We start from the raw sequence: 25,329 nt of genomic DNA on the forward strand, positions 1-25,329 counted from the left end.
CCCCATGACTCCTGAAGGAGCGCAATTAAACGACATAGACCGGCAGTTCGCCGCCTTCATCTGCAGGCAGGCGGGAAGCCGCGATCCCCACCTGGAAGCGGCAGCGGCCCTGTTGAGCCGCGGCGTGACGGCCGGGGATGTCTGCCTGGACCTCGCAGGCGCGCTCGACGAGGGTCGTGCCGCCGGGTACCGGCTAGAGTCGGTTGCGACCTGGCGCGAGCGACTTGCCGCCGCCCCGGTAGTAGGGGCTCCCGGCGAGTTCAAGCCGCTCATCCTGGACCACGCCGATCGGCTCTACCTGCAGCGCTACTGGCGCTACGAGAACGAACTCGCAGAGGCGATCCTCAAGCGCGGCGAGCCCGCCCAGTTCGACCGCGAGCGTCTCAAGCAGGGTCTTGCCCGGCTCTTCCCCGCAACGCCGGGAGAAACGGACTGGCAACGGGTCGCCGCCCTTGCAGCCGTAACCAGGCGCTTCTGCGTCATCTCCGGCGGACCTGGCACCGGCAAGACCTCCACCGTGGTTAAGGTGCTGGCACTCCTTCTGGAACAGGCGGAAGCTCTTGGCACCGGGAGCGCCCTGCGCATCGCTCTCGCCGCCCCCACCGGTAAGGCAGCCGCGCGCCTGAAGGAATCCATCGCCGCCGGCCTGGACAAGGCGGAACAAGAGGTGCGCGGCCTCATCCCGGAGGACGTTTTCACCCTGCACCGGCTCCTCGGATACCTGAAGGGATCCAGCGGCTTCCGCCACAACAGCGAGAATCCCCTTCCCTACGACGTCGTCATCGTGGACGAGGCGTCCATGGTATCCCTGCCGCTCATGGCGAAGCTCCTCTGCGCCCTGCGCCGGGACACCCGCCTGATCCTTCTGGGCGACCGGGACCAGCTCGCCTCTGTCGAGGCAGGTGCGGTGTTGGGCGACATGTGCGATACCGGCGCCGTGCACGGCTTCTCCCCCGAGTTTGACGCACTTACCGCCGAAGTTGCGGGCGATGCCGTATCAGTCCAGCCGGGGCTGGGACCGCTGGGCGATGCCGTGGTGCTGCTGAAAAAAAGCTACCGTTTCTCCTCCACCGGCGGCATCGGCAAGATCGGCACGCTGGTGAACGCAGGTGACGCCGTCGCTGCCCTTGCCGCCTGCCTCGATCCGGCCCTCCCCGAGGTCTCGCTGGCGTCGCTCCCCCCTGCCGGTGGCTTGGCCGACGCCCTCGCCAAGCGCATCACCGACGGCTATGCAGAATACCTGCACGAGCAGAGCCCCGAAGGGGCGTTCGCCAAATTCAGCCGGTTCCGCATCCTGTGCGCCATGCGTAGCGGGCCGTACGGTGTCGAGGCCGTCAACCAGCTCGTACGGCAGCGCCTGGCGCAGGCCGGGCTCATCCATCCGCACGGACGCTGGTACGCGGGGCAGCCCGTCATGATCAGCAAAAACGACTACAACCTGGGGCTCTTCAACGGCGACGTGGGACTCATCCTCCCCGATGCCGAATCCGGCGGTGAGCTGCGCGCCTTCTTCCCCTCCGGCTCCGGCGGCATGCGGAAGGTGCTGTCGCTCAGGCTCCCAGAGTACGAGTGCGCCTTCGCCATGACCGTGCACAAAAGCCAGGGTTCCGAGTTCGACCGCGTCCTGCTCGTCCTTCCCGACCGCGACACGTCGGTATTGACGCGGGAACTGCTTTACACCGCGATCACCAGGGCGAAGAGCTCCGCCGAGATTCTAGCCACAGAAGATCTGTTCCTCTCAACCGTCGAGCGTCGCGTGATCAGGCGGTCAGGTCTGCGCGAACGTCTTTGGGGGGCAATAATCTGACCTCCGCATGCCTTCACAAGCCCCCATCGCCCTACGGGAGACCCACATCATCCACTGCCAAGGAGCAACCATGAACTGCATCGTTAATGATATAAACATCGCCTATGATGAAGCCGGCCAAGGCCCAGCCGTCCTGCTCATCCATGGCTTTCCTCTCAACCGCCAGATGTGGCAACCGCAACTGAAGCCGATCGCCAACGCCGGTTACCGTGTCATCGCCCCGGACCTGCGCGGCTTCGGCGCAAGCGACGCCCCCACCGGGCCCTACAGCATGGACCTCCTCGCCGACGACATGATCGCCCTCATGGATGCCTTGAAGATCGACAAGACGGTTATCGGCGGCATGTCCATGGGGGGATACATCCTCATGAACCTCCTGGAGCGCTACCCGGAAAGGGTCCGTGCCGCCTGTTTCATCGCGACCCGCAGCAACGCCGACGACGAAGCGGGACGCGAGCGGAGAAAGGCCATGGCCGCGGAGGCGGAAAGGCTCGGCGCCAACCCTATCATCAAGATCTTCGCCGAACTGCTGTTCGCGGCGGAGACCTCGCAGGAAAGCCCGGCGCTGATCGCCCGCGTCACCGCATGGATGCGCGAAACCCGTCCGCAGGGGCTCGCCGGCGGTCTGCTCGGCATGAGCGACCGCAAGGACTACACTGCACTCCTCCCCACGTTCAAGCAACCCTCCCTGGTGATCGCAGGCGCGGAAGACCGTGCCGCACCCGCGGAAACAGCGGAGACGCTGATCCACGGTCTTGCCGGCTGCCGGAGCAAGGTCATCGAAAAGGCAGGGCACATGGTGAACATGGAACAGCCTGAAATCTTCAACGAGACCATGATCTCTTTTCTTAAATCGCTACCGGAGTAGCCATGGGAACCGACCTGCTGCAACTCATCCTGCTGCTTCTACTCGCCGCCACCTTCACCGTGGCGATCCTCTGCTACCTGCACCTGAAACGGCTCACCTCGTCCGAGGCACGCTTTGATCAGTTGGAGAAGGGACTCGAGCGGCTGGAGCGGACCCTTCAGGACGAGCTGCGCCGGAACCGCGAGGAGTTGGGCGGGAGCCTGCGACAATTCGGTGAGGCGGTGCAGAAACGGATGGTGGACATCGCGTCGCTGCAAAAGGGGCAGATGGAAGGCTTCACGCAGCAGTTGGGCGCCCTCACCGCGAGCAACGAACAGCGACTCGACAAACTGCGCGAGACGGTTGAACTCAGGCTCAAATGGCTTCAGGAGGATAACTCTAAGAAGCTCGAACAGATGCGCGCCACCGTGGACGAAAAACTGCATGAGACCCTGGAGAAGCGACTTGGTGAATCCTTCAAGCAGGTGAGCGGGCAGTTGGAGCAGGTGCACAAGGGACTGGGCGAGATGCAATCGCTGGCATCCGGCGTCGGCGATCTGAAAAAGGTCCTCTCCAACATCAAGACGCGCGGAACGCTGGGCGAGGTGCAACTGCACAACCTGCTCGAGCAGATCCTCACCCCGGACCAGTACAGCGCGAACGTCGCCACCAAGCCAGGCAGCGACGCCCGCGTCGAGTTCGCGGTCCGACTCCCCGGCAAGGACGACAAACCGCTCTGGCTCCCCATCGATGCGAAGTTCCCGCAGGAGGACTTCCTGCGTCTGGTCGAGGCGCAAGAGCAGGGAAACCTGGCCGCGGTAGCCGAGGCAACGAAGCAGTTCGACAGGACAGTCCAGGGGATGGCGAAGCTGATCTGCGACAAGTACCTGGCGCCGCCGGAAACCACCGATTTCGCCGTCATGTTCCTAGCCAACGAGGCGAGCTACGCGCAGGTCTTGAGCCGCCCTGGGCTTTTCGACGCCATCCTGCGTGAGCACAAAGTGATCGTCGCCGGCCCGACCACCATCGCGGCCCTCCTCTCCTCGCTGAGCCTCGGGTTCAAGACGCTGGCCATCGAGAAACGCAGCAGCGACGTCTGGCGCCTTCTGGGCGCGATCAAGACCGAGTTCATGACCTTCGGGACCCTATTGGACAAGACCAGGAAAAAGCTGGACGAGGCATCCTCAAGCATCGACACCGCGGCCACAAGAACCCGCCGCATCCAGAGGAAGATGCAGGGGATCGAGGAGTTGCCTGAGCATGAGGCGAAGGCGATTTTGGGCGTAGACTTCGGCAGCGGCGCGGAAGCCGAGGTAAGCGAGGCGGTGCTCATCGAAGAGCTGTAAAGAGGGTTAGTCCCCCTTTGCGAAGGGGGTTTAGGGGGATTTCTTGCAGGCTTGGCAGAGGCAAATCCCCCCTGTCCCCCCTTCGCAAAGGGGGGAACGTTTGGGCTCATGCAGAGCTTCGTGGGAGCGGTCTCCATGTTCCAGCGAATTTCTCGAACCATCGTGCTCGATGGTCTCCCTTTCCCTGGCCTTTGTTGTCTTGGGACGAACCAAAGAAAAAGCCCGTCGGCAGATGGTCCATTGGGCCAGTGCCGGCGGGCTTGTTTATTGCGCGGCCGCTTTAGCCGTTATTTGATCTGCCCGCGGATCTCGCCGTCCGGGTACTTGTCGGTATGGACGTTCACGTAGGTATCGCCCGAACGAAGCAGTTTTACCAGCTCGTCGAATTTACCTTTGTAGTCGCCCATCAGGTCGTTGCCGCTGACCTTACCTTCGGAGAGAACACCGCTGAATTTCCCTTTCTTGCCACCGCTAAAGAGCCCGACAATCGGAGGACCGTTTTCCCCTTTCTTGCCGACATGGATGTGTGCCGCACTGGCGTCGACCACGTCCTTAACGTGGAGCTTGTAAGTCAGCTCCTTGCCGTCTTTGCTGAGTTTGAATTCGGCCTTCCCGGAAGATTTGGCGTCAGGCTTTGCCACTTCTTCCTTCGGGGTCAGTTTTGCCTTGAAGCTGTGCTCAGCGGCATACCCGGTTGAGACAGCAAAGAACGCAGCCAGAACCACCAGCATCAGCAGCCTTATCCTTTTCATTTCCTGCCTCCTCTAAAGCCTTGTTGTTACCACTACCGGCGATTATACCCTTTATTCAAAAAACACTATACATTTAATTTCCATGCCTCCGCAGAGGTTCTAGTCAGCATAGGCCCGGAAGGTCCCTCGCGAGGGATTATGCGAACTCCGCGATGGGCTGTCCCGGTTGCACCGCTTCACCCACGGAAACGAGGATCTTATCGACGGTGCCGGACATGTGCGCGGTGATGTTCGTCTCCATCTTCATAGCTTCCAGGACGACGAGCAGATCGTTCACCTCCAGGTGCTGACCGACCTGCGCCACGACCTTGAAAACGACACCGGCAATCGGACTCCGGCAGATCTTGTCCGATACAGCCGTGCCACCTGGGGGAGCGCCGGTAACCGGGGCGGGGGCGGCCATCGGCATGGCCCCCGAAGGGGGCGTAACCGCCTGCACCGTCGTAGTAGGGAACGATTCCGCCAGCCGAACCTCTTCGCCCTCTTCGACTTCCACGTCAACCCGATACTTCTTTCCGTCTATCGTCATGGTCAGTTGCACGGTGGTCTCCTTTTACTACCCTCTCCTGAGGTTCAAGTTATGCGACGCCTGCAGCACGACGCGACTAGACTGCCCCCAGGCGTTCGCCTGCATGGTATCGACGAACCTTGCCCTGCGGATGCGTACGTTCTTCCCCAGATAGGCTGCGATGGATGCCGCCATCACCATCAACAATTCCGGGGTTACCTCCTCATGTTTCCCTGCATGTTCTTCCACGGTAAGCCTCCTCAAAGCGGGATCAGGCCGTGCTTCTTCATGGGGCGGAACTCCCGCTTGGTGTGCAGGATGTCGAGCGTCATGGCGAGATGACGTCTCGTCTCCGCCGGCTCGATGATGTCGTCGACGTCACGCCGCGCAGCCGCCGCGTAGGGGGTCGCAAAGGTGCTCTGGTACGACTCGATCAGTTCTCGGCGCTTCTGCTGCGGATCTTCGGACTGCGCGATCTCGTTGCGGAATATCACGTTGACCGCCCCCTGCGGCCCCATCACCGCGATCTCCGCGGTCGGCCACGCGAAGACCCGGTCCGTCTCCAGTTCCTTGCCGCACATGGCCAGGAACGCGCCCCCGTAGGCCTTGCGCATGATCACGGTGATTTTGGGGACCGTGGCGGCCGAATAGGCGAAGAGCAGCTTGGCGCCGTGCCTGATGATCCCTCCCTGCTCCTGCTGCACGCCCGGCAGGAATCCCGGAACGTCCACCAGCGTGATGAGCGGGATGTTGAAGGCGTTGCAGAAACGGACGAAGCGCGCCCCTTTGTCCGAGGCGTTGATGTCGAGGGCGCCGGCGAGCACGCTCGGCTGGTTTGCCACCACCCCCACGCTCCGCCCGAGGATGCGAGCGAAACCGACCACTATGTTGGCGGCGAAAAGCGGCTGCACCTCGAGGAAATCGCCGCCATCCACCAAGCGCGTGATCACCTGGCGCACGTCGTAACTCTTCTTCGGGTCGATCGGGACGATGGTGTTCAGCGTCTTGTCCGGCACCACGATGTCGTCCGCCTCGAGTTGGGGCGGATCCTCGAGGTTGTTGGAGGGAAGGAAGGAGAGGAGCCTCTTGCAGATGCGCAGCGCCACCAGGTCGTTTTCTGCGACGAAGTGCGCGACCCCGGCGTAGTTCATCTGGGAGAGCGGGCCGCCCAGGGCCTCGGCGGTGATCTCCTCACCGGTCGCTTCCTTGATGACCGATGGCCCCGTGATGAACATCCTCGCGTTCGCCGTCTGGATGATGAAATCTGTGAGGGCCGGGCTGTACGCGGCGCCGCCTGCACACGGGCCGCAGATGAGCGAGATCTGCGGTACCACCCCGGAAAGCATGACGTTGTGATAGAAGATCTTGCCGTAGCCTGCCAGCGAGTCGATCCCCTCCTGGATTCTCGCACCGCCGGAGTCGTTCATGAACACGAAGGGGGTGCCGGTCTTCAGCGCGGCGAGCATCGCCTGGACGATCTTGTCGCTATGCACCTCACCCGCGGAACCGCCGGCAACCGTGAAATCCTGGCTCGCCAGGTGCACCAGCCGTCCCCCGACGCTACCCGCTCCGGTGACCACCCCTTCTGCGGCGAATTCCTTCCCGGCCATACCGAAGTTGGTGCAGCGGTGCCGGGCGAAGAGTCCGATTTCCTGAAAGCTGTCCTTATCGACCAGGCTCTCGATGCGCTCCCGGGCGGTAAGGCTTTGCCGTTCATGCTGCTCGTCTATCTTTGCCCGTCCGCCGCCAAGCTTCAGCCGCTCTTTCCTCTCGTTCAGCTCCTTTACCTTCTCGTCTATCGACATGAGCCCTCCTCTGCGTGCGGCATTACTCTTGGCCGTACGGCGCCACGGTAACCTTGTGCTGTTGGCCGCTCAGGGTGACCGTGTAGGTGACGGGGCCGGTGATCTTTCCTGGGTGCCCCTCCGGGATGTTGGTTTCCGACGCGCCGGTCTCTGGATCGCGCCCGACGTTCTTGGGCCCCTCGTGCCGGGTGGCGAAGAACTTCGCCGCCACCTGCGGGAAGAGCGCGTAAGTGAGCACGTCCTCGTCGCTGCCGTCGCACCCTTCAAGCGGCAGCGCGGCTGCGCGCAGCTTGCCCCATTCCGGCTCCAACAGGTCGGCGGGACGCACATCGATCGGCTCCTTCTTCGCGTGCCGCCGCGCCATCTCGACCACCTCCGGGTTCAAAACTCCTGGAGCGGCGCCGTAATAGCCGAGCATCAGGTCGGCGAACTCACCGGTAAGGACCTTGTAGCGCCCCATCAGCGTGTTCAGCACGGCCTGGGTTCCGACGATCTGGCTGGTCGGGGTCACCAGAGGCACGTAACCGGTATCCTTGCGCACCACCGGTATCTCTTCCAGCACCTCATGCATCCGGTCCGCCGCCCCCTGCTGCTTCAGCTGGCTCTCCATATTCGACAGCATCCCGCCAGGGATCTGGCTTCTGAAGATCTCAGTCTCCACGCCGGTGACCGTGGAAAGAAACTCGCGGTAGCGCGGCAGGATCTTCGAGAAGTGCTCCTTCACGCGCAGCATGCGCGCGAGGTCGATCCTCGTGCTGTTCCCGGTATGCTCCAGCATCTCCACGAAGCTCTCGGTTGGATTATGGCCCGGTCCGAGGCTCATCGAGCTCACCGCGGTATCGACGCAGTCGACACCTGCCTCCACCGCCTTCATGAGGCTAACCATGGTGACGCCGGTGGTGGCGTGCACGTGCAGCTGCACCCGGGTCTGCTCCCCGCAGCTCTCCTTGATGCCGCGCACGAGCTCGTAGGCCGACTGGGGCTTGATGAGCGCCGCCATGTCCTTGATGCAGATCGAATCGCACCCCATTTCGACCAGGCGTTTCGCCTGATCCACGTAAGCCTGAGTGGTGTGGATCGGGCTCACCGTATAGGAGATGGCGCCCTGGGCATGCTTGCCGCACTTCTTCACCGCCTTGACCGAGCGCTCTATGTTGCGCAGGTCATTCAGCGCGTCGAAGATGCGGAAGACGTCGATCCCGTTTTCCGCGCTCTTGTCGACGAAACGGTCGACCACCTCGTCCTGGTAGTGGCGGTATCCCAGGAGATTCTGCCCACGCAAGAGCATCTGCAGCGGTGTTTTGGGCATGAGCGCCTTGAAGGTCCTGAGCCGCACCCACGGGTCCTCGTTCAGGAAACGGATGCAGGCATCGTAGGTGGCGCCCCCCCAGCATTCCAGGGACCAGAACCCCGCGCTATCGAGATCCTCGCAGGCGGGGACCATGTCCTCGATGCCGAGGCGCGTGGCGATGAGGCTCTGGTGGGCATCACGCAGAGCCAGCTCGGTGATGTCGATGAGTCGGTTCATGTCTTTCCTCCCTTTTGTCACGAAGGGATAGTCTACGGGAACCGGGTTCATTGGCAATAGCTAATCTGGATTTTAAGCAAAGTGGTTCGGAAGGAGTGGACACAGCCTGAGGGGAGATACAGGAGCGGCGGGAATTGTTGAGCGGTGACTTCAGAAAAGAGGAGAGAGGTAGATGAGAGCGGCGGGAAACAAACAGCGTAAAGCTCCCCCCTCCCGCAAGGGAGCGATCCTAAGCCTGGGCGAGGATCTCCTGGTAGAGAGAGTAGTAAGCCTGCCCTTCCTTCTCGGGGCAGCACTGTTCGCGCACGAGGTCGCGTCCGTTTTTACCCAGGCGTTCGCGCAGGTGGGCGTCGGTCAGCAGGTGCTCGGCCTTGGCCTTGAACTCCGCCGCGCCGTGGTAAACGAGGCCGTTCACGCCGTCTTTCACGATGGAACGGTTCCCCTCGATGTCAGCAACGAGGAGCGGCTTCGCATAGGCCGATGCCTCCAGGACGGTGTTGGCCATCCCCCCCTCGGTTAGGGAGGTGTTCAGCACGACGTCGACCCTCCGGTAAAGCGCTCCCATGCAATCATGGGGCACGACGCCGAGGTATCGGGCGAACGGATAGCTCTCCAAGGCCTCCATCACCTCGGCGGCGTAGGCCGTGTCGAGCACCGGGCCGGCTATTTCGAGGCGCAGTTGCGGATGGCGTGCGTGCAACTCGGCAAGCGACGCCAGGGGAAACATCACGTTCTTCACCGGACGCAGCCCGGCGGGAAGCAGGAAGGTGAACTTGCCTTTCCCTTCCGCGGACGCAACAGGAGTGAAATCATTGGGAAGCTCGACCCCCTGGCGGATCAGGACAGTGCGCTCCTCAAGGCTGTGCAGATGTTCCCCCAGCCGCTTCTTCACGCAGCCGTGGAAGGCGACCAGCCGCGCGGCACCGCGCAGCGCGCCGTGCATCTCCAGCCCACGCTGATCGCACAGCGCCTGGTACACATCGGTGCCGGTCAGGGTAATCAGATAGGGGATGGAAAGCTGCTTGGAGAGCGCGTAGGCCACGCGCCCGCCGTGGTAGGCATGGAAGGCATGCAAAAGCTGCGGCTGGAACTCTTTTACCGCCTCCTGCAGGCGCTCTCCCGACAGACGGTCGATCGGGAATACCTGCACCTCGCAGCCAAGAAGCCTCAGTTCGCTCTCGATACGTCTTACCGTAACGGCATTGCCGGTTTCAGCTGGATAGTAATTGGGGGCGACAATGCCGACACGCATTAAGAACCTCTGCAGGAGTATTTCCACCGGATCATTAAAAAGCCGCGACCGCGGCAGGTTCAGATAATAGCCGCAAAACCCGCACTAGGCAAGGGATAAACCCTTGCCTCACTCAAACGTTCATGGTACCTTACGCACCATTCCGAGGTGCGACACATGAAAATTACCATCCTCGGCTCTGGCACCTCGACCGGTGTCCCCATGGTCGGTTGTCACTGCCAGGTCTGCGGTTCCTCTGACCCGCGCGACAAAAGAACACGTGCCTCGATCCTGGTCGAGTCCCAGGGGCAACGCATCCTCGTCGACACCTCTACCGACCTGAGGACGCAGGCGCTCAGGGAAGGGGTACCGCAGATCGACGCCGTTCTGCTCACCCACACCCATGCCGACCACATCAACGGCATAGATGACCTGCGTGGCTTCCATTTCATTCACCGCAAGGTGATCCCGTGCTATGGCAGCCCGGACACCATCGGACAGGTGCGCGGCACCTTCTCCTATATCTTCGAGGGGCTCTGCTCGGAGGGATACTCGCCGCTTATGGAATCGCACCCGGTGGAGGCCCCCTTCGACCTGTTCGGCTGCCGGATCACGCCCGTCCCCATCAGGCACGGCTCCTTCCTGGCTACCGGTTACCGCTTCGACGACGCTGCCTACCTTACCGACTGCAGCGAGATACCGGAAGCCTCCATGGAACTTCTGCAGGGGCTCGATCTGATGATCATCGACGCCCTGCGCTTCTCTCCGCACCCGAACCATTTCAACATCGAGGGTGCGTTGAGGATCACCGAGATTCTGAAACCGCGCCGCACCGTGCTGACCCACCTGACCCACGAGGTGCACCACAGCGACGGCGAGCGCCTCCCTAACGGGGTGGAGTTCGCCTACGACGGCATGACGCTCGAGCTTTGAGGAACTAAGACCTGAAGAACGGACGGAACTGATGTTCAGAGACATTCGGCTGCACGGCTATGCAAACGACCAGATCGAGTTCTACGCCATCACGGCGGGCAGCGAGGCGTACAACCGGTACTTCTTCAACACCGATCCGACCGATCCAGGCGAGATCCGCTTCTTCTCTCCCGGCAACGAGTTCATCATCGGCAAGAACGGCATCAGCCACCGCGGCAATGGCGGCTCCTTCTGCGAGTACATGTTCGGGGTGGACCAGCCCATCGCCGACCTCGCCAAGGAAGATGTCTCCAACCGTCTGATCATCTACGGCACCCACTACGACAACCGCTCCGGCACGCTGAGGTTCAGCGAGCGCACCGAAGGATACGTAAGCTACGACAAGATCTTCTTCGACGGCAACGCCATCTTCAACTACTTCTTCGCCCTTACCGGGGTCGACTTCTCCGCTCCCATGCCCGAGCAGCAGGAGCGCATCCTGAGGGTGCTGGGCAAGGCGCTCAAGCGCTCAGGCGCGGTCGGCGAGGAACAGGACAACCTGATCATCCGGGAAATCCTCGACATCATCGACGACCCCAACGCCCACCTCTTCCTCTTCAAGCTGATCAACGTCCGGCACCGCGAGTACAGCGAGGCCTTCAAGGCGCTCTACTTCAACAACAAGAAGATCACCGATTCCGAGTTCCAGTCCTTGGCCGTCCTTGCCGAGCGTTACGGCATCGACCGCTACCAGCAGGAGAGGATCCGGATCGACGTGATGTACAAGCATCCCGACAACCGGCGCATCGTCGACGAGTACAAGAACATCCTGATCGCCTGCAACAGAAAGGGGGAGATCAACAAGCTCGAGAACGCGCGCCTGACGCGCCTGAAGACCCTTTCGGTGCGCAACAAGATCCCAGGGGCGCTCTTTTACACCCTGGACGAGATGCTCAAGAAGGACAAGAAGCTGGTCGACCTGGAGGAGAGCAACTACATCTCCGAGACCCGCACCATCCTGGAAGGGATGTTTCTTTCCGAGCGGCAGATCGAGAGCACCATCGACGCCGAAGACATGCTGAAACTCCTCTACGCCAAAAAGCAGGCGGCGGAGAACCGCGACCACGCCTTCGAGGAGATGCTTCTGGACGCCAGCAAGGCCTGCGACGAGAAGATCCGCGACGGCGCCGACATCTCCATCCTGGAAGGCTACTCCTACATCATCACCTACTTCGACCGCTACGACGCGACCTCCTCGGCGATCAACCAGCTCGCCTTCATGGAGAACGTGCGAATCTCCGAGGAAATGATCCGAAGCCTGCTCGGCAACAAACACGCCTTCGACATGCTCGCACCCGACCTCTTTACGAAGCTCTTCCTCTCCGGCATCTTCGAGGACAAGTACCTTGGGATCTACGGCAGGAAAAAGGTGAGCCATCTGGCCGCGGGGCTGAAGCTCATCGAGGAAAACCGCCTCACCACAACCGGACTTCTCGATCAGTTGGTGAATATCGACAGCGACGAGCGCCTGCACCTCACCCTGCTCGCCCACATCAAGGATCGCATCCGCAACTTCTACTCCAAGTACGCCACGAAAGGTGATCAGGACGCCCTCAAGAAGGAGCTCGCCGAGGAGCTGAAGAACAAGAGGCTCATCGACGGTGAGATCCCCGACCACCTGTTCCGCGAGGCGATCCTCACCATCAAGAAAGAGGCGGTGTACATCCACAACCTGCTGCCGCAGATCATCCTGGAGAAGAACTGGGCGCTGCGCGAGGACTTCCTGGAGAACTCGGGCCTCGACCGTTTCTACGTCGAGGAACTCGAGCGCGAGTTCTTCGAGTTGAACGGCCTGGACCTCGAAGAGCTGTACCAGATCAGGAAAGGGTTCAACTAACCCCATCCCCATCCCCCTTGACACCCGCCCCCAATTCCTTTAACGTGCCCCTGTGTAAATTATGTACTCAGGAGAGCACATGCCTGTTACAGAAGAACAACTAAAGACCCTTGGCGATCGCATCGCCGCCTATGGCAAAGAGAACCTCGACGAGATGCTGCACCTGGTCGGCGAGGGAGCGCGCCTCGTCTCCGATCAGGAGCGGGTACGGATTTACCTCGAAGACCTCACCCGCGGCGCCCTTTCCTGTGCCTTTGCCTGCGGCAGCTTCGCCGCCGAGATCCGCCAGGAAACCTTCCCCATCATCTCCGCCGAAGCGGCCGTTTCGAATACCTTCGTAACCCAGATGCCAGCACAATTCCTGCGTCCTGCGAGCAGCGGCCTCCCGCTCGACCAGGACTTTTCCCTGCGTTTCGAGATCGACGGCACCACCATGCTTCCGATCACCAGCAACGGCAAATCCATCGGGGTTGCCTGCGTGGACGGGGAACTCCTCTCCCGCGACCGCATCGAGATGCTCATCCCATTTCTCGCCCGCGCCGGAGAACGGGTGGACCATGCCCGGAAGTACCACCAGCAACTGCTGCTGGCCCGCCGCGTCGAGGTCTACAAGAAAAGGGAAGCCGCGAGCTTCATGGTCCGCTCCGCCGTGCACCTGATCGACGGCCTCACCCTCGCGTCGGTGCTAGTCCCGGTGCGCGGCGGCATGGAGGTGCTGGCGAGCCATGCCGAGAACCTGGAGCTCAAACAGCGCTACGACAACGTCGGCAGCATCGACCTGAAACACGGCACCTCGCTTGTCTCCCGCTATGTGAACGAGGCGGGCGTCGTCACCGATGACCAGCTTCTGAAACCGCTCTTCATCGCCGACCTGCAAGACCAGACCATCCAGCGCCGTGCCCTCACCGAGGAGATGGGGCTGCGAACCCTCTACATGGTGCCGCGACTCGAGCCGGACACGCGCCGCCTCATCTGCCTCATAAACTACTTCACCCGTGAGTTGGCGAGCTTCAGCGAGTTTGAAGAGGGTCTTCTGCAGACCCACGCCGAGATGGTGGAACGCGTCATCAACGAGGTCGGCGGCGAGCACCTGGAGATCAAGGTCCTCTCCGAGATCTCCGACCTTTTGCAGGAGCGCAACGAGGGACTGCATCCCTTCCTCACCAAGGTGCTTTCCAAGGCAACCGAGCTGATCGGCGCGGACACCGGGAGCATCGCCATCGTGCAGGAGCGCGAGGGTGAGAAGTGGCTGGTGGTTGAGAACGAGGAAGGGGCCATCGTCGGCGCGAAGAACAAGGAATGGCTCAAGAAGAAGATCCCGCCCTTCAAGATCGGCGGCGAAGACCTCCCCGTACAGGAGCGCAGCCTGACCGGTTACGTCGCCTGGACCAAGGAGCCGAAGATCATCGGAGAGGTCACCGACACCTCGCAGCATTCGGGCTTTCACCGTCCCATGAACGAGCTGATCAAGAGCGAGATGGCCGTTCCGGTGATCAGCGACGACGAGGTGATCGCCGTCATCTGTCTGAACTCGCTGCAGGAAGGGTATTTCACCGAAGAGCACAAGCGTATCCTGCAGATCATCGACCGCCTCACGTCCCGGCACATCTCCGACATCCAGCGCATCGAGCGCCTGCAGTCCGAGGTGAACAAGCTGCAAAGCGACATCGCCTACAAGGACCCGAAGGTTTCCTCGTACCGCCTCGGCAACATCATCGGCAACAGCCGCAAGGCGCAGGAGATCGTCGCCTTCATCAACACCGTTTCCCAACCGCTTTCGAACCGAATCGCCCTATGGAGCCGCCACGTATTACAGGAAGCCACCATCGGGCTGCCGTCCATACTGGTGCTGGGCCCCACCGGGGCGGGCAAGGAATTCTTCTTCAACAACCTGTACAACAAGCTGAACGAACTGTACCGGCAGCAGATCAACCCGGACGGCGAGCTCCCGGTCAAGAAGACCAACATCGCCGCCTACAGCGGGGACCTCACCTACTCCGAACTTTTCGGGCATATCAAGGGGGCCTTCACCGGCGCCTACAGCGACCGTAAGGGGATCCTCGAAGAGGCTTCCGGCGGCATCGTCTTCCTCGACGAGATCGGCGACGCCGACCCTAAGACCCAGGTGCAGCTTTTACGCTTTCTCGACAACGGCGGCTTCGTCCGCCTCGGCGAGAACCGCGAGAGAATCAGCCGCGTCCTGCTCGTCGCCGCGACGAACAAGGACCTGAGAAAAGAGATCGCCCTCGGGAATTTCCGTGAAGACCTGTACCACCGCCTCACCGAGCTCTCCGTCGTGGTCCCGTCCTTGAACGAGCGACGTGAGGACATCCCCGACCTATCCACCCACTTCCTCGGCAAGCTCTACCGGACCTACCGAAGCACCGAGGAAGCGGTCCGCGAAGAGGAGCCCAGCCTCTCAAACGACGCCAAGGAAGCCCTCGTCGGCCACAACTACAAAGGGAACATCCGCGAGTTGCGAAGCATCCTGCTGCGGGCGCTGTTTTTCAGAACCGGCAAACTCGTGACCGGCGATGACATCAGGAAAGCCATCAGGGATGGTGCACAGGAACAGATGGTGCCGGCCTCCGAGCGTTTGGCCGAAGAAGTGGCCAGCAGCATCATGACCGAGATAGAGACGGGAAAGGATTTTTGGGAAGCAGTCTACGAGCCCTACTCACAGAGCCGGATCTCCCGCGACGTGGTGAAGCTGGTAGTCGAGCGGAGTCGGAGTGCCGCCGGCAAGAGCATGCCCGAGGTCGCCCGGCATCTGAAAGCCATCACCGGCGACGCCCAGGAGGACGAAGAAGAGAGGAAGCGCTTCTTTAGATTCAAGAACTTCCTTTACAAGACGGTGAAGATTTAGGACTGGAGAAGGCTTTCCTTACAGAGGGCTGCCTACGAGAACGAATGACTCAAGCCCGACTTGTGGCACGGGTAGCAACAAAGGAAAAACCATAAGGACGTGACTGAGGAGTAGGTGAAGCTCGGCGTTTCACAAGAGAAACTGCATCAATTGCCGCTACGGACAGGCTCAACTGAACCTTCGCGCGAGGAAGATGACCAGCATGCCACAGAGCATGGCGGCTAGCGTGTTGCGGGAGCGCAGCACCACCAGCGCCGTTACTGCGGCTGCGATGAGGCCCCACACCCCCTCGGCGACGATGGAGGGCAATACCAGGGAGAACAATAGCGCGCCGGGAAGGGCGTCCATGCCTTTGCGGAAACGCCCGGAGCGCGGAAAACGCGAGGCGAGCAGCAGCCCCCCCAGACGCAGCGAGTAAGTAACCGCGGCGGCAAGCGCCACCGCTATAATGACCTGAGTTTCAATAGCCGGCTGCATTCTCTTCCCCCTCTACTTCACCATCGACCTCGGCCTCGCACGGCCCGATCATCGCGCTCAACGCACCGGCAAGCCCGCCTGCCACGATGTACCATTTTCCCGGCAGGAAGTGATGGGTAAGCAGGGCGGCGCCCCCAGCGACAACCCATGGTATGACGTCGCTCTTCCCGCGCCACACACCGACCGCCAGCGCGGTGAACACAGCGGTGAAGGCGAAGTCCAGGGCATAATCTTCGGGCCTCTTGATGAAGCCTCCCCCGAGCAGGCCGATGAGCGTGCCGCTGCTCCAGGCCATGTACAGAAATACCCCACCGCCAAAGAGAAACCATGTGCTGGCACTGCCGCGACGCTGCTCGGACATGGTCACCGCCCAGTTCTCGTCCGCGACCAGATGCATCATCCCAATCTTGTGCAGGAGCCTCTTGCCGGAGAAAAGCGGGTCCAGCGAGGCGCCGATCAACAGGTAGCGCAGGTTGATTACAAGCACGGCGAGGGTCATCTCGAATATGGGCATATGGCTCGACCACATGTCCACCATGACGAACTGGGCGGCGCCGGCGAAGACGGCGGTGTTCATGTACATCATGTCGAGCCAGCCCAGCCCCTTCTGCGAGGCGAGCACCCCCAGCACGCTGCCATAGGCCATGGCGCTCGCGGCGACAGGCACATTGGCCCTCGCCCCTCTTATGAACTCGGGCTTTCTCTGTTTCATACTCCCACCTTAAAGGCTCATACGCCCCGATATACTCTGGATACCGCGTCGATACTACCATAGGCAAACCGTCACCAATAGGCACAAATCATACATTTAATCGAGCCTTACTGTATTGCCCCTTGGACTCCGGGACATGAGCCCACACACGATGCTCCAGATAGAATTCAATTGTTCGCAAAACCCTAAAAAATACTTTGACTGTTCTTATGAGACAGTGATAAGGTCCTGATCGTTATCGGCGGGTTCTGAACGGGCACAAAAGGAACCTTGCTGCAAGAGGTGAGGAGGAGACTTGGGCGGGGTGGCCACCGGCAACGAGACGCAGCGGACTGAGACGCAGGTCGTCTCTTTCGTCGCGTTCGCGCTCGCCGTTTTGATCCTCTACATCTGTAGCCTCTACTCATATCTGCTGTTCCACACTCTGGTGGAACTCTTTTGCACCATCGTCACCCTCGGTGTCTTTTTCATCGCCTGGAACTCACGCAGGTTCCTGGACAACCACTACTTCCTTTTCCTCGCCCTTGCCTTCTCCACCTCATCGGTCCTGCAGCTTCTACACACCTTCTCTTTCAAGGGCCTTGGCATCTTCATCGGATACGACGCGAATCTCCCCACGCAGCTTTGGATCGCCTCCCGCTACGTGGTCAGCCTCTCTTTTCTGGCCGCTCCGCTTTTCATCGTCAGGAAACTCCACCTGCAGGCAGCCCTCTCGGCCTTCGTAACCGCGACCGTCCTACTCGTCTTCGCCATATTTTCTGGAAACTTTCCCGACTGCTTCATTGAAGGGAGCGGGCTCACACCGTTCAAGATCTACAGCGAGTACGTGATCATCTCCATTTTGCTTGCTGCAGCCGCCCTGCTTTACAAGAACAAGCAACGTTTCGACAGCCACGTGTTCCGGGCACTTTTCGTCGCCGTGCTCAGCGGTACCACCGCCGACCTCGCCTTCACGAAGTACCTGAGTGTCTACGGGCAGGCGAACCTCGTCGGGCACCTACTCCTCTTTCTCTCCTCCTTCATGATCTACCAGGCCATCGTGTCGACCGGGTTGAAGCAGCCCGCCGCGCTCCTGTTCCGTAGCCTCGAGCAGAGCGAACAGGCCCTGAAGCGCAGCGAGGCACAACTGCAAGCCGCCCTGGAGCAGCGCACCAAGGAGCTGGTCGAGAAAGAGGAGCTGTACGCCGAGTTGCAGCGCGAGTCTGCTGTGCGCAAGGAGGCGGAGGAAGCACTCAGGGGACGCGAGGAACAGTTCCGGCGCGCCATCGAAGATGCCCCGATCCCGGTGGTGATGCTGACCCAGCAGGGAGAGGTGCTCCAGGTAAGCAGGAGCTGGGTCGAACTCACCGGCTACGGTCGCGCCGAGATGACGAGCTTCGACGCATGGCTTATACAGCATGTGGCGCCCCCGGCCGCCCAGGCCGTGCAGGCGCAGATGCAGGACATCTTCAGCGGCGCGAGACAGAGCTTCTACGCCGATTTCCCCATACGGACCCTCGCAGGGCGCTCGCGACACTGGACCTTCAGCGCCTCGGTGCTGCAGGGCAGGCGCCCGCTGGCGGTCTGCATGGGCGTCGATATCACCGAACGCGAGGAAAGCGAGGCCGCCTTGAAGCGGAGCAACCAGCGCCTCGACCTTCTCGCGGCATCGGCCAGCCGGCTGCTGCAAAGCGGCGCACCGCAACAACTGGCTGACGAGCTCTGTCGCGAGGTCATGAATTTCCTCGGTTGCGACGTCTTTTTCAATTATCTGCTGGACGAGACCGAAGGCATCCTGAAGCTGAACGCTTGCGCGGGCATCAGCGAGGAACGGGCGACCGAGATCCGGCGTCTGGATCTGGGGGTAGCGGTCTGCGGGTGCGCGGCACGGGATGCCTGCAGGATCGTCGCCGAGAACATCCCGGAGACGCCGGACCCGCGCACGGAGCTGGTAAAGTCCCTCGGGGTCCGCGCGTACGCTTGCCACCCGCTGTTGTCACAAGGACGGGTTCTGGGGACGCTCTCCTTCGGCACGCGCAGCAGAAACAGTTTCAATGACGACGAACTCTCACTCATGAAGGCGGTTGCCGACCAGGTATCCATCGCCATGCAGCGGCACCTGATGGAGGAGAGCCTGCGCCAGGCGAAGCAGGTGGCCGAGACGGCCAGCCATACCAAGAGCAGGTTCGTAGCTAACATGAGCCATGAGCTGCGCACTCCGATGACCGGCGTGCTCGGGATGCTGGACCTCGCCCTGCAGACCGCCGACGACGCCGAAAGGACCGAATATATCGAGACCGCCCAGCGCTCAGCCGGATCCCTGTTGCGGATCCTGAACGACGTGCTCGATCTCGCCAAGGTCGAGGCGGGGAAATTCTCGCTGGACCCGAAACCGTTCGCCCTGCGCGCCTGCCTCTCCCAGACCGTGGAGATCGTCATGCCGGAGGTGCGGCGCAAGGGGCTCGAGCTCACCCTGCAGGTCGACGAGCAGTTGCCGGATCACGTGCTGGGAGACCAGGTCCGGCTGCGCCAGGTGCTGACTAACCTCGTCGGCAACGCCGTGAAGTTCACCGAACGCGGCGGCGTCCAGATCGCGCTGCGCAGCGGAGCGCCCGCCCCGGACGGGTCCATCGAAGTCGGCTTCTCGGTGCGCGATACGGGCATCGGCATACCGGAGGAGAAACGGCACCTCCTTTTCAGCTCTTTCAGCCAGCTTGATGACTCAGACACCCGAAGCCACGGGGGGACCGGACTGGGGCTCGCCATCAGCAAGGAGATCATCGAGCGGATGGGAGGAAGTATCTTCCTGGAAAGCGAGGGAGGCAAAGGGAGCTGCTTTTCCTTCTCTGTGCGCCTGGGCGTGGCCCAAAGGGCAGCGGAGGCGGCCACTCCGGCAGTCGCGCCTGCTTCTTTCTCACCGGGCATGGGCAAGGGACGCCGGCTGCTGGTCGCCGAGGACGACGCCACCATCCGGCAGGTGCTGGGGACGATGCTGGCCAGAATAGGTTACGAGATAGAGTTCGCCGAGGACGGCATCCAGGCCGTGGCGAGGTGGCAGGAAGCCTCGTTCGACATGGTGATTATGGACGTCCAGATGCCGCGGGTGAACGGGTTCGAGGCGACGCGCAGCATACGCGAGATCGAGGCGGGGCGCGACGGGAGGATACCGATACTCGCCATGACCGCCCACGCCATGAAAGACGATGAGCAGCGCTGCATCGCGGCAGGGATGGATGACTACATTTCGAAGCCGATCGATTTCAGGGAGTGCCTGAACAAAATTCACGCGCTCCTGGGATGATCGGGGAGCTTTGGCGCTCCCCTTTCCCTTCTCCATCCCCTACTCGCGTTGCGGCGCCAACCTGCAGCGCTGACGTCCGAGGCGGCACTTTTCAGTCGATCTGCTCCGTCAGGTAGTTCTGGATTCCCATCTGCTTGATCTGGTCCAGCTGGGCCTCCAGAAGGTCGATGTGCTCTTCCTCGTCGTGCAGTATCGACTCCAGGAGCTCACGGGTCCCGTTGTCGCCGAGCTCGACGCAGAGCCTGATGCTCTCGTTGTACCCCTTGATGGCCCCCTCCTCTGCCTGCCGGTCGTTCTCGTGCATCACGGGAACCTCGGCCCCTATGTGCATCTTGTTGTAGTTGCTCACGATGGGGATGCCGTCCAGGAACAGGATGCGGGCGATCAGCTTCTCGGCATGCTTCATCTCGTCGATGGAGCGCTTGCGGATCATGCCGTGCAGCTTCTCGTAATTCCAGTTTTCACACATTTCAGCATGAACGAAGTACTGGTTGATTGCGGTGAGTTCCTCTGCCAGACGCGCGTTCAGCGTGGCAATCACTTTCTCATGTCCTTTCATTTAACACCTCCCCGTAGTTAGCCTGTCAAACGCCCCAAATGCTTTCGCTGTGACTTTTGCCTGAACAATTGAAACAGGGGTTTTCAAACTGTCAAATGGGCTGCTGAGTGTGGGAGCGCACTCTGTGACTGTGACTGTGGCTGTGACTGTGGCTGTGACTGCGGGGTGTGAACTGCAGACTGCGGAGTGCGGGATCATGCATGGAGGGAGTAACTGGGCCGACGATAGCACAGCCGGATTTTGCAGGCGGCGGGGGCCGTCCTACGGGGTGGGGTCGGGCCAGGCGAGCAGGTCGCGCTCAAGGTGTAACTGGTAGGGCTTTAACGAGTAGGACCGGTAGCTGACCCTGCCGTCGTAATACAGCAAGGCCTCCAACCGCTGTCTCATGGTGGGACTCACCACCATTTCGAGGGCGGTTTCCTCGGAAACCCAGACGGCTTCCTCGCTGTCGTCGGTCGGGTTCAGCTCCCCGCTAAGGTAGCGCCCCAGAAAACCGAAGATGAGCACGGAGCTGGGCGAGACCATGGACCACATGGCGGCTAGCGGACCGATCTCGGCGTTCACCCCCGCCTCCTCCGCCACCTCACGCTTCGCGGCATCGACGAGGTTTTCGCGCTCTTCGACGTGCCCCTGGGGAATCTCCCAGCCGCGCCTATAGTGGCGGATCAGCAGGACCTGGTTCTCGGCGTTGCGGACCAGACAACCAACTATCACCGTGTGCAGCGGCTCGCTCTTCCCGGTCATGCGCCACCTCCTTTCTCACCTTTGACTGCCTCGCACACTATGCCATTTGCAACGCGGCCTTGGCAAGGGCCCAGCTCGCCATCATCACTAACCGGTCATGCTCCACCCGGAATCGAGGCCTACGTTTCCCGCTAAAAAACGACAACGGCAGTGCCTGTGCACCTCTTCCCCCAACGATGAGATGCCGGACACTGCCGTTGCCGTATTGTTGCCGCCGCAGCTGCGTTAGATCTCTGCGTTCACCTCTGCCAGGGACTCCTCGAGGATGGCGAGGCCGCGCTCCAGCTGCTCGTCGGTGATAACGAGCGGCATCAGCAGGCGGACCACGTTGCCGAGGGCGCCGCAGGAGAGGATGACGAGCCCCTTGTCGAAGCAGAGCTTGACCAGTTTCTTCGCCAGGTCACCGGCCGGTGCCTTGGTGTTGCGGTCGCGCACGAGCTCTAGTGCAAGCATGGGCCCTTTGCCGCGCACCTCGCCGATGATCTCGTACTGCTCCTGCATCTTCGCGAAACGCTCCTGCAGCTGGTCCCCGAGCTTCACGGAACGCTCGAGCAGGCCGTCTTTGAGGAAGATGTCGAGGACCGCAAGGGCCGCGGCGCAGGAGAGCGGGTTGCCGCCGTAGGTGCCGCCCAGGCCGCCTGCATGCGGCAGGCTCATGATCTCGGAGCGGCCGGTCACCGCGGAGAGCGGCATCCCGCCGGCGAGGCTCTTGGCGGTGGTGATGATGTCGGGCTCGATGCCCCAGTGATCGATGGCGAAGAGCTTGCCGGTACGCCCCATGCCGCTCTGGATCTCGTCGATGATGAGCAGGATGCCGTGCTTCTTGCAGATCCCCTGCACGATCTCGAAGTACTCCTTCGGCGGGGTGACGAAGCCGCCCTCACCCTGGATCGGTTCGATGATCACCGCCGCGGTCTGCTCGGCGGCCACGTAACCGGTGAAGAACTCGTCGAGCTTGTGCGCGCAGGCGCACTGGCAGCTCGGGTAGGTCTCACCGTAGGGGCAGCGGTAGCAGTAAGCGGAGGGGATGCGGTAGCTCTCCGGCGCAAAGGGACCGAAACCGTACTTGTAGGGTTTCACCTTGGAGGTGAGGGTCATGGTCATCAGGGTACGGCCGTGGAAGCCGTTCTCAAGGGAGATGATCCCGGGACGCTTGGTCACGTAGCGGGCGATCTTGATGGCGTTCTCGACCGCCTCGGCGCCGGAGTTGGCCAGCATGGTCTTCTTCTCGGAGCTGCCGGGAGCTAGCTCGTTCAGACGCTGCGCAAGCTCGACGTACCCCTGGTAGGGCGCAACATGGAAACAGGTGTGGATGAACTTCTCCGCCTGCTCCTGGATCGCCTTAACGACCTTGGGGTGGCTGTGCCCCACGTTGTTGACGCCGATCCCCCCGGCGAAATCGATCAGGTCTCGCCCATCGACGTCGGTCATGATGGCCCCCTGGGCCTTGGCGATGAAGGCGTTGCTCAAAAGCGCGACCCCTCCGGGAACATGTTGGTTGCGTAACTCCATCAGTTGTTCGTTACCAGCGGTCATGGATACAGCTCCTTTGCCTAGTATTTGTGACTGCCGGGGTCGCTCGATGAGGACTCCGGCCCACGTGGCGGATCGGCACGGACGGCGTACGACGGCGTCGTCGGAATATCCCCCACTACAAGGACCGTACCAAGCACCCACCGTCTACCCGTGCCCAGTCATAAATCGGGATTTGACGTAAAGGTAAACAAGGCTAAGACACGAACCGAACCTTATACAATGGAGCGCCTATGTATCTGCACATACGGGCACAGACAGGAGCCGAGGGGTTCCCCTGTTTCAAGGGCCGAAAATGTCATACACGAAAAATAAGGACTTAGGACTGTGACAGTGGTATGAAGGGCCGTGACTGTTTTAGACTCCTTTTTTATTTATCCTTGAATATTTGATTCAATTCTGCATAATGCGCCGAAACACCCCCGTCAGCGACGCCGTGAACGGCCGTCGCGAAGCCGCCTAAGCGGCCTTGCAACACTTGCAAAATAAGCCGGGAAGAAGGAGACGCAGCCCGTGAACAGCTCGCTCAACCCAGTGGAACTGATCGGTTTTTTAGGCAACGGTGATCTGCGCTCGGACCACTTCTACCAAGCCATGGTGAACGCCGTCGAGGTAGGCATCCTCGCCGTCAACACCTCGGGGATGATCATCCTAGCTAACCGGGCCGTTCGCGAGGGGTTCGGCGCCTTCCAGGGGGTACACCTGAACGACGTACTCCCGGAACTCTGGCCCAAGGTGGCGCAGCGGCTTTTGGGAACCTCGCGGAACAGCGCGGAAATATCGGTGCACGGCATCGAGTCGAACTTCCTGGTGCGGGTGAGCCCGATGCTCCTGGACCAGGAACAGGTAGGCGCGGTCTGCGTCTTCGTGGAGAGCACCGAACTCGAGGACATGGCGAAACAAATGGAGTTTTTCCAGGAGCTTACCCGGGAACTGGACACCATCATCGACTCCTCCTCGGACGGGCTCTGGATCTGCGACGCCGACGCGAACGTGGTACGCATCAACCCCGCCTCCGAGCGCATCAACAACGTGCAGGCAAAAGACGTGGTGGGGCGCAACATGCGCGACCTGGTAAACCAGCGTGTTTTCGACCGTTCCGCGACGCTCGAGGTGCTCCGCACCCGCTCGCGGGTGAACCTTCTGCAGTCACGCGAGGGGAAAAAGCTCATCACCATCGCGACTCCGGTCTTCGACTCCGCAGGCCGCATCACCCGTATCGTGGTAAGCGAGCGGGACATAACGGAAATCGACGACCTGCAGCGCGAACTAGAGGATCAGGAGGCGATCAAGGACCAGTTCCGCAACCAGATGCTCGAGATGCAGCAGGAACAGCAACTGGAAAACCAGCAGATCATCGCAAAAAGCCCCGCCATGCTGAAGGCTTTGCGCCAGGCGCTCAAGGTGAGCAAGGTGGAATCGACCGTGCTCATCCTCGGCCCCTCCGGGGTGGGCAAGGGGCTCTTCGCCGACCTGATCCACAAGAACTCGGAGCGCGCCGACAAGCCGCTCATCAAGATAAACTGCGGCGCCATCCCGGAATCCCTTATAGAATCGGAGCTTTTCGGCTACGACAAGGGTGCCTTCACCGGCGCGCAGACCGGCGGCAAACCGGGCTACTTTGAGCTCGCCGACGGCGGCATCCTCTTTCTCGACGAGATCGCAGAACTCCCCCTCCCCTCGCAGGTGAAGCTATTGCGCTTCATGGAGGACGGCACCATCATGCGCCTCGGCAGCACCCGGCCCCGCGAGGTGAAGGTGCGCATCCTAGCCGCAACACACCGAAATCTCGAGCAGATGGTCGAGGAAGGGAAGTTCCGCCTCGACCTCTACTACCGCCTCAAGGTGATCCCGATTCACGTCCCCTCCCTGAAGGAGCGCAAGGAATGCCTGCTCCCCCTCATCCTCCACTACATCGAGTGGTACGCGAAGAAGCACAAGACCCGCAAACGCCTCTCCCGCGCGTCCTGCGACACCCTGCTAGGCTACCCCTTCCCCGGTAACGTGAGGGAGCTCATGAACCTCTGCGAGCGCCTCGTCGTCATGACAGAGACCGAGGTGATCAGCCTGCAGGACCTCCCCGCCGATGTCGCCAAGGGGGATGCCGCAGGCGACGCGGTGCCGGCGCAGTGGCCCGAGACCATGACCCTGCCGCAGGTGATCGAAAGCACCGAAAGGGCGCTCCTCGCGCAGGCGGTGGAGGCCCACGGCAGCCAGGCCGACATAGCCCAGGCGCTCGGCGTGAGCCAGCCGACCATAGCCCGGAAGCTCAAGCGCTACGGACTGACCGCATAGCGGGCACCCCGCCCGTATACGGACTCTCTTTCGTTATTCAGATGTGAATATTTTCCCGCCCGCCACGGAACCGTTCCGCCGAAACACGGCGCGCCACCCAGGTGCGTTTTCCTGCGGACACCCCTGTGCAGCCCCCACGGAGCGCGATTTCCCGTCCCGATGCCCCCGTCGCCGCCCACTTTTCACCTGTCGCCACCTCCTTGGCATGCTTTCTGCTGTATACGGCCAAC

At 61.4% G+C, this 25,329-nt stretch carries 19 protein-coding genes; 8 read left to right on the forward strand and 11 right to left on the reverse strand.

Features of this window, described 5'->3' with window-relative positions:
• Window positions 1–4 precede the first annotated feature (4 nt).
• From recD to rmuC, 3 genes are all read left to right on the forward strand, one after another.
• The gene (recD, locus tag E4633_RS02200; RefSeq protein ID WP_135868635.1) at window positions 5–1,807 is read left to right on the forward strand and encodes an exodeoxyribonuclease V subunit alpha; all 1,803 of its coding nucleotides are present in this window, start codon (window positions 5–7) and stop codon (window positions 1,805–1,807) included.
• 70 nt (window positions 1,808–1,877) lie between these two features.
• Window positions 1,878–2,675, forward strand: coding sequence for an alpha/beta fold hydrolase (locus tag E4633_RS02205; RefSeq protein WP_135868636.1), 798 nt, complete (start codon window positions 1,878–1,880; stop codon window positions 2,673–2,675).
• Between the two features lie 2 nt (window positions 2,676–2,677).
• Entirely contained in the window at window positions 2,678–4,000 is a 1,323-nt protein-coding gene (gene rmuC / locus E4633_RS02210; RefSeq protein WP_135868637.1) for a DNA recombination protein RmuC, read from the forward strand.
• 287 nt (window positions 4,001–4,287) lie between these two features.
• Here the strand turns inward: rmuC and E4633_RS02220 are convergent, their stop codons facing one another.
• The 6 genes from E4633_RS02220 to E4633_RS02245 form a co-directional block, all read right to left on the reverse strand.
• On the reverse strand, window positions 4,288–4,752 hold the full coding sequence (locus E4633_RS02220; RefSeq protein WP_135868638.1) for a CHRD domain-containing protein: 465 nt from the start codon (window positions 4,750–4,752) through the stop codon (window positions 4,288–4,290).
• Between the two features lie 136 nt (window positions 4,753–4,888).
• Window positions 4,889–5,293, reverse strand: coding sequence for a biotin/lipoyl-containing protein (locus E4633_RS02225; protein WP_135868639.1), 405 nt, complete (start codon window positions 5,291–5,293; stop codon window positions 4,889–4,891).
• 15 nt (window positions 5,294–5,308) lie between these two features.
• Window positions 5,309–5,509, reverse strand: coding sequence for a hypothetical protein (locus tag E4633_RS02230; RefSeq protein ID WP_135868640.1), 201 nt, complete (start codon window positions 5,507–5,509; stop codon window positions 5,309–5,311).
• Between the two features lie 11 nt (window positions 5,510–5,520).
• Window positions 5,521–7,065: an acyl-CoA carboxylase subunit beta gene (locus tag E4633_RS02235; protein ID WP_135868641.1), complete on the reverse strand. Its 1,545-nt coding sequence runs from the start codon at window positions 7,063–7,065 to the stop codon at window positions 5,521–5,523.
• Between the two features lie 22 nt (window positions 7,066–7,087).
• Window positions 7,088–8,593: a methylmalonyl-CoA carboxytransferase subunit 5S gene (locus E4633_RS02240; RefSeq protein WP_135868642.1), complete on the reverse strand. Its 1,506-nt coding sequence runs from the start codon at window positions 8,591–8,593 to the stop codon at window positions 7,088–7,090.
• Between the two features lie 229 nt (window positions 8,594–8,822).
• On the reverse strand, window positions 8,823–9,845 hold the full coding sequence (locus E4633_RS02245) for a GPMC system family 4 glycosyltransferase (RefSeq protein WP_135868643.1): 1,023 nt from the start codon (window positions 9,843–9,845) through the stop codon (window positions 8,823–8,825).
• A gap of 156 nt (window positions 9,846–10,001) precedes the next feature.
• Between E4633_RS02245 and E4633_RS02250 the strand changes: the two genes are divergently transcribed.
• The 3 genes from E4633_RS02250 to E4633_RS02260 all read left to right on the forward strand — a co-directional run bounded on the left by E4633_RS02250 (window position 10,002) and on the right by E4633_RS02260 (window position 15,499).
• Window positions 10,002–10,757, forward strand: coding sequence for a GPMC system MBL fold metallohydrolase (locus E4633_RS02250; protein WP_135868644.1), 756 nt, complete (start codon window positions 10,002–10,004; stop codon window positions 10,755–10,757).
• 31 nt (window positions 10,758–10,788) lie between these two features.
• Window positions 10,789–12,633, forward strand: coding sequence for a TIGR04442 family protein (locus E4633_RS02255; protein WP_135868645.1), 1,845 nt, complete (start codon window positions 10,789–10,791; stop codon window positions 12,631–12,633).
• A gap of 79 nt (window positions 12,634–12,712) precedes the next feature.
• A complete protein-coding gene (locus E4633_RS02260; protein ID WP_135868646.1) occupies window positions 12,713–15,499 on the forward strand; it encodes a GPMC system transcriptional regulator in 2,787 nt (928 codons plus the stop codon).
• Window positions 15,500–15,667: 168 nt separating this feature from the next.
• Here E4633_RS02260 and E4633_RS02265 read toward each other — a convergent pair whose 3' ends face one another.
• The gene (locus tag E4633_RS02265) at window positions 15,668–15,976 is read right to left on the reverse strand and encodes an AzlD family protein (protein WP_135868647.1); all 309 of its coding nucleotides are present in this window, start codon (window positions 15,974–15,976) and stop codon (window positions 15,668–15,670) included.
• Complete coding sequence (locus tag E4633_RS02270) at window positions 15,960–16,688, reverse strand: AzlC family ABC transporter permease (RefSeq protein WP_135868648.1); 729 nt, start codon at window positions 16,686–16,688, stop codon at window positions 15,960–15,962. The genes E4633_RS02265 and E4633_RS02270 overlap by 17 nt, the downstream gene beginning before the upstream one ends.
• Before the next feature lie 304 nt (window positions 16,689–16,992).
• On the opposite strand from E4633_RS02270, the gene E4633_RS02280 reads away from it, so the two are divergent.
• A complete protein-coding gene (locus E4633_RS02280) occupies window positions 16,993–19,968 on the forward strand; it encodes an MASE3 domain-containing protein (RefSeq protein WP_342791901.1) in 2,976 nt (991 codons plus the stop codon).
• A gap of 91 nt (window positions 19,969–20,059) precedes the next feature.
• Here the strand turns inward: E4633_RS02280 and bfr are convergent, their stop codons facing one another.
• The 3 genes from bfr to gabT form a co-directional block, all read right to left on the reverse strand.
• The gene (gene bfr, locus E4633_RS02285; RefSeq protein ID WP_135868649.1) at window positions 20,060–20,527 is read right to left on the reverse strand and encodes a bacterioferritin; all 468 of its coding nucleotides are present in this window, start codon (window positions 20,525–20,527) and stop codon (window positions 20,060–20,062) included.
• A gap of 261 nt (window positions 20,528–20,788) precedes the next feature.
• Window positions 20,789–21,271, reverse strand: coding sequence for an NUDIX hydrolase (locus E4633_RS02290; protein ID WP_135868650.1), 483 nt, complete (start codon window positions 21,269–21,271; stop codon window positions 20,789–20,791).
• 225 nt (window positions 21,272–21,496) lie between these two features.
• Complete coding sequence (gabT, locus tag E4633_RS02295; RefSeq protein WP_135868651.1) at window positions 21,497–22,807, reverse strand: 4-aminobutyrate--2-oxoglutarate transaminase; 1,311 nt, start codon at window positions 22,805–22,807, stop codon at window positions 21,497–21,499.
• A gap of 510 nt (window positions 22,808–23,317) precedes the next feature.
• Here gabT and E4633_RS02300 point away from each other — a divergent pair.
• On the forward strand, window positions 23,318–25,099 hold the full coding sequence (locus tag E4633_RS02300) for a sigma 54-interacting transcriptional regulator (RefSeq protein ID WP_135868652.1): 1,782 nt from the start codon (window positions 23,318–23,320) through the stop codon (window positions 25,097–25,099).
• The last annotated feature ends 230 nt before the right edge of the window (window positions 25,100–25,329 follow it).

It is taken from the genome of Geomonas terrae (assembly GCF_004791675.1).
GTDB classification, from domain to species: domain Bacteria; phylum Desulfobacterota; class Desulfuromonadia; order Geobacterales; family Geobacteraceae; genus Geomonas; species Geomonas edaphica.